The organism is Paraglaciecola sp., from assembly GCF_051252315.1.
GTDB lineage: Bacteria > Pseudomonadota > Gammaproteobacteria > Enterobacterales > Alteromonadaceae > Paraglaciecola.
Genome location: NZ_JBPOFP010000154.1, coordinates 1 through 8,866 on the forward strand (window position 1 = coordinate 1; position 8,866 = coordinate 8,866).

The following is an 8,866-nucleotide window of genomic DNA, read 5'->3' on the forward strand; positions in this document are numbered from 1 at the left end:
GTCCTCTCGTTTAGTGGGACAATCCATTGTTCAATCCATGAAAAATGCCGACAACGTCGCCAGAGAAGTGGTACAGCATTCTGGTGCCATAGTGGACTTGTATAAGTTTAGCCAGTTCATCGATTCCTTAGGAAAATAAGTGAATAAAAGGAGCCGTGCATGAAATTTGAAAGATCGCTGCTCCTTTGGATTTATTCAATTACGTCATCTTGTTTGCATAGCCATATTGCCAATTTAAAATGTCACCCGGCACGTGTTTAAGCCAGTGCTTTTAATCTGTAGCCTCACCACAACGACCCTTAATTAGGAACCATTTAAATGTTTAAATTACCTAAGGTAAAGTTATACCTAAAACCTCTTTGTTTATTGTTGACATTAATATCTTCAGTGTCGATAGCAAAATCACAACCGAATATTTTGTTCATTTTGAGTGATGATGCTGGTTATGCAGATTTTGGTTTTCATGGCAGTAAAGAATTCCATACACCAAATTTGGATGAGTTTGCTAAACAAGGTGTGCGGTTTGAGCAGGCATATGTCACCGCTGCGGTATGTGGCCCTTCTCGAGCAGGCTTATTGACGGGGAAATATCAACAACGTTTTGGCTATGAAGAAAATAATGTACCTGGCTACATGAGTTACTCGGGCTTAACCGGAGACGATATGGGGTTGCCGTTAACTGAAAAAACCATAGGCAATTATTTACAGGACTTAGGTTACCGAACAGCCATATTTGGTAAGTGGCATATGGGAGACGCCGATAGGTTTCATCCATTAAAGCGAGGGTTTGACGAGTTTGTAGGTTTTAGAACCGGTGCTCGTAGTTATTATGAAATGTCACCGAAAGAACAAAAACAGGATCCAAATAAACGAATGGAGCGTGGTTTTGGTGTGTTTGAAGAGCCTAAAACATACGTCACTGATTTTTTGGCAGATGAAACCATAAACTTTATTAAGAACAACAAAACCAAACCTTTCTTCGCTTATTTGTCACTCAATGCAGTGCACACTCCCATGCAAGCTAGGCCTGAACATTTAGCTTTGTATTCTAATTTAAAAGGCAAACGAAAAACGCTTGCGGCCATGACGTATGCAATGGACATCGCCATAGCAAAAGTATTAAAAACCTTAGAAGAGCAGGGAATAGCGGACAATACCATAGTGGTGTACACCAATGACAATGGCGGACCTTCAGATTCAAACCATTCCAATAACTTCCCATTAAGTGGCAGCAAAGCGAATCATCTAGAAGGAGGTATTCGAGTGCCAATGTTAGTGCGTTGGCCGAATACCTTTAAAGCTAACAGTGTGTATTCATATCCCGTTAGCTTTTTAGATTTTTTACCTACCTTTGTTCAAGCAGGTGGTGGCAGTGTCAGTGACATTTCTGATATTGATGGTGTAGACCTAAAACCTTTTGTTGTCGGTGAGAACGCTAACCGTCCGCATCAAACCTTGTATTGGAAGAAAGAAAATAGAGGTGTGGTACGAATAGGAGATTGGAAGTTTTTACGTTACCCAGACAGACCTGCTGAACTTTATAACCTTGCTAACGATCTTTCTGAGTTGAACAACCTAGCTGCTCAATATCCAGACAAAGTGAAAACTATGTATAAAGCGTTATTTAATTGGGAATTGTCCTTAGAGCGACCTTTGTGGCAGTTAAGGCGTGAGTTCGAAGGTAAAGCCATGATCCGCATGGATAAATTTAAACAAACCAAAACGTCAGTTCAACAATAGGGCGATCAACATGAATAGGTTTCTGACATCAACTTTGTGTTTGTTAGCTTTATACTCTGCAGTTGGTATTGCAGGTGAACGCCCGAATGTTGTGGTTATTTTCGCAGATGATTTAGGATATGGCGATTTAGGTTTTACCGGCTCAAAGGAAATCTTCACCCCTAATATCGATAGTTTGGCCAATAATGGAGTGATTTTCAAAAATGGTTATGTCACCCATCCATACTGTGGTCCTTCTAGAGCAGGTTTATTAACCGGTCGACATCAAGCTCGTTTTGGTATGGAAGTTAACGCGGATCACTCGCCAGATGATCCACATATGGGACTGCCAGTAGAGCAGAAAACCTTTGCTAAACGTCTGCAAAAACAAGGTTATCAAACCGCTGTGATTGGTAAATGGCATGTAGGATCCCATCCTAACTTCCATCCCAATAACCGTGGATTTGATTATTTTTATGGCTTTTTACCGGGGGGACATGATTATTTCCCAGAATCAGTAAAGGTCAGCTCAAACCCTTATCACACCTCATTGATGCGAAATGGCAAACCGGCGCAGTTGGACGAGTATCTAACCACGGCTTTAAGTCGAGACGCCGCCCAGTACATTAAAGCTTCAGGTGATGAACCCTTTATGATGTATTTGGCTTACAACGCGCCTCATTCACCTATTGAAGCGACCAAAGAAGACATTGCTAAATATACTCATATAAAAGATTTAAAAAGGCGTACCTATGCCGCCATGATTGACTCTATGGATCAGGGGATTGGTATGGTAGTGGATGCGTTAAAACAGTCTGAAAAATTTGATAATACCTTGATATTTTTCCTTTCAGATAATGGTGGAGTATGGCCAGAAGCGTGGTGGCCACACCAGAACTGGGCTAGGAACACGCCATTTAGACGAGGTAAAGTGGCATTAACTGAAGGCGGTATTCATGTGCCTTTTATTGCCCACTGGCCAGAAGGTTTCGGCAAAGTCGGCGAGTTTGATGGTTTAGTTTCTGCTTTAGATATTGCGGCTACGTCATTAGCATTAGCCGGGACTGACGTTGAAACATTACCGCTTGATGGTGTGGACTTAACGCCATTTGTTCAAGGTGATAAAACAGGCTCTCCCCATAAGGCTCTATTTTGGCGTTTGGAAGAAGGGAATGATCTATGGGCAGTTCGAACGCCCGAACACAAATACCTGCATCAACCTTTGCCCAATGTCGGTAGTAGTTTTTTTGAAATGCAAGTGGATCCATACGAAGCCAATAACCTCTATGGTCAAAGACCGAAGCAACAAAAGGCGTTAGCAGATTTGTGGAACGCTTGGAATAAAGACAATAAACCTAACGTGTTATTACAAGCCGAACCCTATAAAAAAGCCAGAAAAGCTTTTTACGACAATTTGTACAATGAATTATTGCAAAAAGCCCCTAATCGCCGCACCTATAAAGTGGAGTAACCTGGCATGAACTCGTTTCGTTATATTGTTGTTGGATTAATCTGTAGTGCACCGATAGCCTTTGCGGGGCCATCATTTGATCAAGCTATTAAACAGATGTCGGTACAACACTCACCCGTTATTTTGAAACAAGGAAATAGCAGAGCGGCAATACTTGCAGAGTTTCAAGGCCGAGTAATGGTGACTACCGCTAACGGTGATGCTGGCGATACCCTTGGGTGGGCTAATTTTGATTATTTGCAACAACCCAACACTGACAATAATGCACCCACCGGAGGTGCGTCACGATTGTGGTTTGGTCCAGAAACGGGACCTTATTCATTGTTTTTTAAGCCGGGTAAAGCCCGTACGGTTGAAAACATTTATGTGCAAGACGCGTTTTCAATCAATCCATTTTCATTGTCTTCGCAAACTCAATCTGCTGCCACCTTTAAACAAAATATCAACATACAAAATCACCTAGGATTTACGTTTGAATTGGCCGTAGAACGAAAGATTACATTGTTCAGCCAACCCCAAATTGCTAACACTTTAGATATTGAAATAGAAAAAGAGTTACATGTGGTTGGTTTTGGCGCGTTTACCAAAATGACAAACATAGGCAAAGAGGACTGGAAAAAAGACACTGGTTTATTGTCTCTTTGGGAATTAGGCGCATTTGAGCCTAGCGAAAATACTGTGGTGTTTATGCCAATTCGAGGTGAGTTAAACCAAGTCACAAGTTATTTCACGCCCACTTTAGCCAGTCATACAAAAATCAAAGATAAGGTGGTGTATTACAAAGCGGATGCCAATTACATGAATAAAATAGGTATCCCTCCACAAAATACACTGTCTTTAATGGGGAGTTACAACCCTGAAGCGGGTTTATTAACGGTATTTCAATTTGAATTTAATCCCGAAGATGACTTGTACAACAATTCTGTTTGGTATGAAGAAAATTATCACCCTTACAAAGGGGATGTTATCAATGTGTTTAATGACGGGCTCATCGATGGGGAAGGGCCTTTCGGGCCTTTTTACGAAGTAGAAACATCATCCAGTGCCAAAGCATTAAAAGTAAACCAAAGTCATCAACATTTTCAAAATACCTACCATTTTAAAGGCAATCCGCAGGATCTTAATAAGATCACCAGTAGATTGTTTGGTTTATCTATTCAACAAATACAAAGTGTATTTGTGACAAAACAAAAATAAAAGGATTACATATGTTTACGTCATTAATTGACACTCCTCTAAAAGTGACGCTATTAACTAGTATGGTATTGCTGGGGTGTGGCCCCAATAATAGTCAAGAATCAGAGTCATTGGTCAAAGAAAGTCCCAAGACCGAAATATTATCTCTATTAGATTTTGAAAATGAACAATACCTAGAATTGATGAAATTTAGTCATGTGCAAAGTCAATTAGTGGCCAAACATCAAGATATGAAACAAGAAAGCGCGTCACAAAAAGGTGTTACACAAGGAAACCAAGCGTTAGCCATTACCTTAAGCGCTAAAGATAATTATAAGTCTTCTTTTAGTTTTGAACCGACGTCATCATGGGATTGGCAAGCGTTAGGGGAATTTAAAGTTGCTCTAGACATTACTAATCCCGCCGACCTTTCTGCACAAATTTATTTAACAGTTACAGACGGTAAAGGCCAAACTCATAATCGAAGTGTCATAGTGCCCAAACAATCTAGTGAAACCTATACCGTTGAATTAGCCGGAGGAGACTTAGGATTAGAAACTGGTATTCGCTCAAACCCTAAAGCTGAAAATGATAAAACCGTACCTGTCACTTGGCGTTGGGGCGTAAAACAATTAGATCTTAGTCAAATAAAAAGTATTAAAATTTCTATGACCAGTTTATTGCATGACAGGACGTTGATTATAGATGATTTACGTTTGATAAAAGGTGCTGAATACAGTCTGGATAATTTAACCAATATTGTTGATGAATATGGCCAGAATGCCAATGTAGATTTTGCCATTAAAGTGCATTCGGATGAGGAGCTAATCGAGTTTAAAAATAAAGAAGAAGCGGCCATGTCTGGCGGGTTATTAGCTGACAGAAGTCGATTTGGCGGATGGAAATCCGGTCCTAAGCTAGATGCCACGGGTTTTTTCAGAACAGAAAAGTATCAAGGTAAATGGTCCCTTGTTGATCCTGACGGCTATTTGTTCTTTTCACATGGTTTAGCCAACGTGCGTATGTCTAATACATCAACGGTCACGGGTGTGGATTTTGACGAAAACTTGGTGGGAAAAAGGGATGTTAATGACTTAACACCAGAAGATTCTAAAGGTTTAAATACCATGCAAGGCGAAGTGCTTGATACTCAATATGTATCTTCGTCGCTACGTCGAAACATGTTCACTTGGTTACCTGATTATAATCACGATTTAGCCAATCATTATGGATACCGCAGAGAAGTGCACACGGGGGCGATTGAAAAAGGGGAAACTTTCAGTTTTTACCGGGCGAATTTGGAACGAAAATATGGTGAGCGTGGACCCGAGTCTTTCTTAAATGATTGGCGTCAAAGTACCCTTGATAGAATGAATGATTGGGGCTTTACTTCGTTTGGTAATTGGATTGATCCTACTTTTTACGACCAACAGCAAGTACCTTATTTTGCTAACGGTTGGGTGATTGGTAACTTTAAAACAGTGAGTAGTGGTAATGATTATTGGTCTGCATTACCTGATCCATTTGATCCTGAGTTTGCCGTTAGAGCTAGGGTTACGGTTGAGGCTATCGCAGAGCAAGTTAAAAACAGTCCATGGTGCGTAGGGGTATTTATAGATAACGAAAAAAGTTGGGGTAATACTGGGTCGATATCTGGCCAATACGGCATAGTCATTAACACCCTAAGTTTGGCTGATAAATATAGTCCAACCAAAACAAAATTTACTCAAGTATTAAAAGATAAATACTCGTCAATTAGCGCATTTAATCAGGCTTGGAATACGCACTTTGAAGTTTGGCAAGATGTAAGTAATGGCATTGTAGTCACTGAGCATACTGATGCCATGGTCGAAGATTACTCAACACTTTTATACACCTATGCAAATCAATATTTCGCAGTGGTAAAATCTGAGTTAAAACGCGTATTGCCCAATCATTTATACATGGGAGTTCGATTTGCCGATTGGGGAATGACTCCTGAAGTGGTGCAAGCATCTGCTGATAATGTTGATGTCGTTAGCTACAATTACTACAAAGAGGGGTTACAGAAGGATTATTGGGCATTTTTAAAAGATGTTGATATGCCAAGCATTATTGGTGAGTTCCATATTGGTGCGACAGACAGTGGCTTGTTTAACCCTGGTTTAGTGCATGCAGAAGATCAGGCTGACCGAGCTAGAATGTACGAAGAGTATATGCAGTCTGTTATCCAAAATCCTTATCTAGTAGGGGCACATTGGTTTCAATACACAGATTCGCCTATTACTGGCCGGGCTTACGACGGCGAAAACTATAATGTAGGTTTCGTTAGTGTGACAGATACACCGTACAAAGAGATGGTAGACGCCGCAAAACGATTCAATGGAAGTCTTTATCAAACTAAGTTTGGTCCATCAAAAAACTAAATAGATTGAACTCGGGATAATGAATATCCCTGTTCCGGCGGAATAAAAGCCACTATCTAAAGTGGCTTTTTGTTTATTCCGAGTTAGAGTTATTCATATGGATTTGGTATTAAGGGTGACCAAGACCAGCGTCAATTACCTTTTGCAACGCATTCTTCGCAGTCCCATCACGATTAAATAACAAGGGATAATTTGTACGCCCGGATACCGGCCAGCCATTCAACCAAGAGTCTGCATCTGTTACCCCCCAAAAAGTCACTCTGTCTATAGATTTGTGATGTTTTAAAAATAGCTTGAAGATTTCTGTGTATCTTTGTCCAAGTTCTATATCCGCCTGTAATGGGAAATTAGCGTTGGGATAAGGGTTGTTATCAGGTGTAGCGGCAAGTTTTTCTAGGTCTACATTTGCACTGAAAAAATGTTCTCGTCCTAAATAATCTATATCTAGTTCGGTAACGTGCAGTGGCAAGCCTGTCGCTGCTAAGCGTTTTAAGTTGAATTCAATCTCTTGAATACTAGGCTCTTGCATCGACCAGTGACCTTGAATTCCGATTGCATCAATTGGAATATTTCTTAGTTTGAAGTCTTCAATCATATTTATAACCGAGTCAACTCTGCCTTTACGTGTCATTCCATAATCGTTATATATTTTAATGGCATCTGAGGGGAGCTCTTCGTTAGCGATGATAAAGGCTTGTTCTATAAAGTCGTTACCAATGATTTGGTGATATAAGGACTGCCTTAAACTTCCATCATCTTCGATAGCTTCGTTTACTACATCCCAAACCTTGATGTTGTCACCAAAATGTTGAGCCATAAAAGAGGCTCTTTCACGCATACGTTTAAGTAAAGCAGTGCGACTTAATAAGTCACCTTTATCATCTTTGAATACCCAGTCTGGTGTTTGGCTATGCCAAAATAAAACATGTCCCACAGGGGTAATATGATTGTCTTTGGAAAACTTCACAAAGTTATTTGGCCCAGTGAGTTTGTATACATTGGGTTCTGGATTAAATGGTTCCCACTTGAATGAGTTATCCATTGTCACAGATGAAAAGTGCTGTTTTACAATCTGTGTGCTGGTTAAGGTATGGTTGGCAACCATTTTGTTGTTCATTGTTGCACCAATTAAAAACTTATCAGCGTAAACATCTTTTAAATAATGCGTAGGATTTACTGTACTCGTTTTATTAGTGCAACCAATTAAACAAAGTATTATCAATATGTAGTTCAGTTTGATTAGATTAGGCCTGAATCTATGCATAGGTATATTCTCTATTAATAGCATGTAGTGTGATGAAAATTGAGTATAGCAAGCCGTATTTTTTCTACTGCAAATTGCAAAAAATGGTAATCAAATACTCAAAAATAACAATCTAAATATGAAACGCGGTGAGTGGTGTTAGGTTATGAAGGTTCTTATATTGTTTTAAACAAAAAAACGGCCTCAAATGAGGCCGTTTTTTATGGTCGATACATTACCAAAATAAAGTATCCACCTCCATGTTGAACTGGTATCAAAGGTTATTCATTTAACCCTTGTAAAAATATTAGATGCGGTCTTTTAATACAGCAGCGATAGGTGAATCGGCTAAGCCGTTTTCAGCAGCCCATGCTGTCACTGTTTTACCGTCTTTCTCTGGTGCACTTAGGTCACTTTTAGGCATTTTCTTAACCATCAATGTACCCGTTTGTACTGCATTGTTTAACATTGCGGTACGAATTAAGCTGTTACCACCACAAGAAACACCTGAGTAATAATCTTTAATTCGTAGGCTGAAATCTGACTGAACACGTTTCATCTTTTTACGTAGCTCACCTTTGTCATCGGCTTTCACGATAGTACAAATGTTTTGTAAGGCTTCACCTACGTTAGCTTGTGCATTACCTGCAAGTAGTAAAGATGTAGTAGCGATTGCGATAGAAGTTTTAACTATTTTCAACATGGTTAAATTCTCTTTTTAGTTAAGTTAATTGGATTTGTTTGAAACTTGAAATCTTTTAAGATGTCTTTGCTTCGATGGATGTATTAAAGCCCATTTAACTTGATTAAAAAATCTACAAGGTGATACTTAGGTATGTGAAGTGATAACTA

General features: G+C 39.6%; 6 protein-coding genes. 4 read left to right on the top strand and 2 right to left on the bottom strand.

The genetic code is table 11. The features are described from left to right. Window positions 1–318 precede the first annotated feature (318 nt). Genes ACSHXM_RS19630 through ACSHXM_RS19645 form a run of 4 tightly spaced genes read left to right on the top strand, consistent with a single transcriptional unit; the run spans window position 319 to window position 6,771 of the window. Complete coding sequence (locus ACSHXM_RS19630; RefSeq protein WP_435691716.1) at window positions 319–1,740, top strand: sulfatase; 1,422 nt, start codon at window positions 319–321, stop codon at window positions 1,738–1,740. A 10-nt stretch (window positions 1,741–1,750) separates the two neighbouring features. Next, entirely contained in the window at window positions 1,751–3,190 is a 1,440-nt protein-coding gene (locus ACSHXM_RS19635; protein ID WP_435691718.1) for a sulfatase family protein, read from the top strand. A gap of 6 nt (window positions 3,191–3,196) precedes the next feature. Further along, window positions 3,197–4,387 (top strand): DUF6786 family protein, encoded by a 1,191-nt coding sequence (locus ACSHXM_RS19640; RefSeq protein ID WP_435691720.1) that lies wholly within the window; start codon window positions 3,197–3,199, stop codon window positions 4,385–4,387. Between the two features lie 11 nt (window positions 4,388–4,398). After that, window positions 4,399–6,771, top strand: coding sequence for a beta-galactosidase (locus ACSHXM_RS19645; protein ID WP_435691722.1), 2,373 nt, complete (start codon window positions 4,399–4,401; stop codon window positions 6,769–6,771). Between the two features lie 109 nt (window positions 6,772–6,880). Here the strand turns inward: ACSHXM_RS19645 and ACSHXM_RS19650 are convergent, their stop codons facing one another. Continuing rightward, complete coding sequence (locus ACSHXM_RS19650; protein ID WP_435691724.1) at window positions 6,881–8,059, bottom strand: endo-1,4-beta-xylanase; 1,179 nt, start codon at window positions 8,057–8,059, stop codon at window positions 6,881–6,883. 262 nt (window positions 8,060–8,321) lie between these two features. After that, window positions 8,322–8,717: a DUF3718 domain-containing protein gene (locus ACSHXM_RS19655; protein ID WP_435691726.1), complete on the bottom strand. Its 396-nt coding sequence runs from the start codon at window positions 8,715–8,717 to the stop codon at window positions 8,322–8,324. Window positions 8,718–8,866 lie beyond the last annotated feature (149 nt).

Bases quoted from the DNA above. Each gene is read 5' to 3' on its own strand.
- ACSHXM_RS19635 (WP_435691718.1), top strand. From the start codon at position 1,751: ATGAATAGGTTTCTGACATCAACTTTGTGTTTGTTAGCTTTATACTCT.
- ACSHXM_RS19655 (WP_435691726.1), bottom strand. From the start codon at position 8,717: ATGTTGAAAATAGTTAAAACTTCTATCGCAATCGCTACTACATCTTTA.
- ACSHXM_RS19650 (WP_435691724.1), bottom strand. From the start codon at position 8,059: ATGCTATTAATAGAGAATATACCTATGCATAGATTCAGGCCTAATCTA.
- ACSHXM_RS19640 (WP_435691720.1), top strand. From the start codon at position 3,197: ATGAACTCGTTTCGTTATATTGTTGTTGGATTAATCTGTAGTGCACCG.
- ACSHXM_RS19630 (WP_435691716.1), top strand. From the start codon at position 319: ATGTTTAAATTACCTAAGGTAAAGTTATACCTAAAACCTCTTTGTTTA.
- ACSHXM_RS19645 (WP_435691722.1), top strand. From the start codon at position 4,399: ATGTTTACGTCATTAATTGACACTCCTCTAAAAGTGACGCTATTAACT.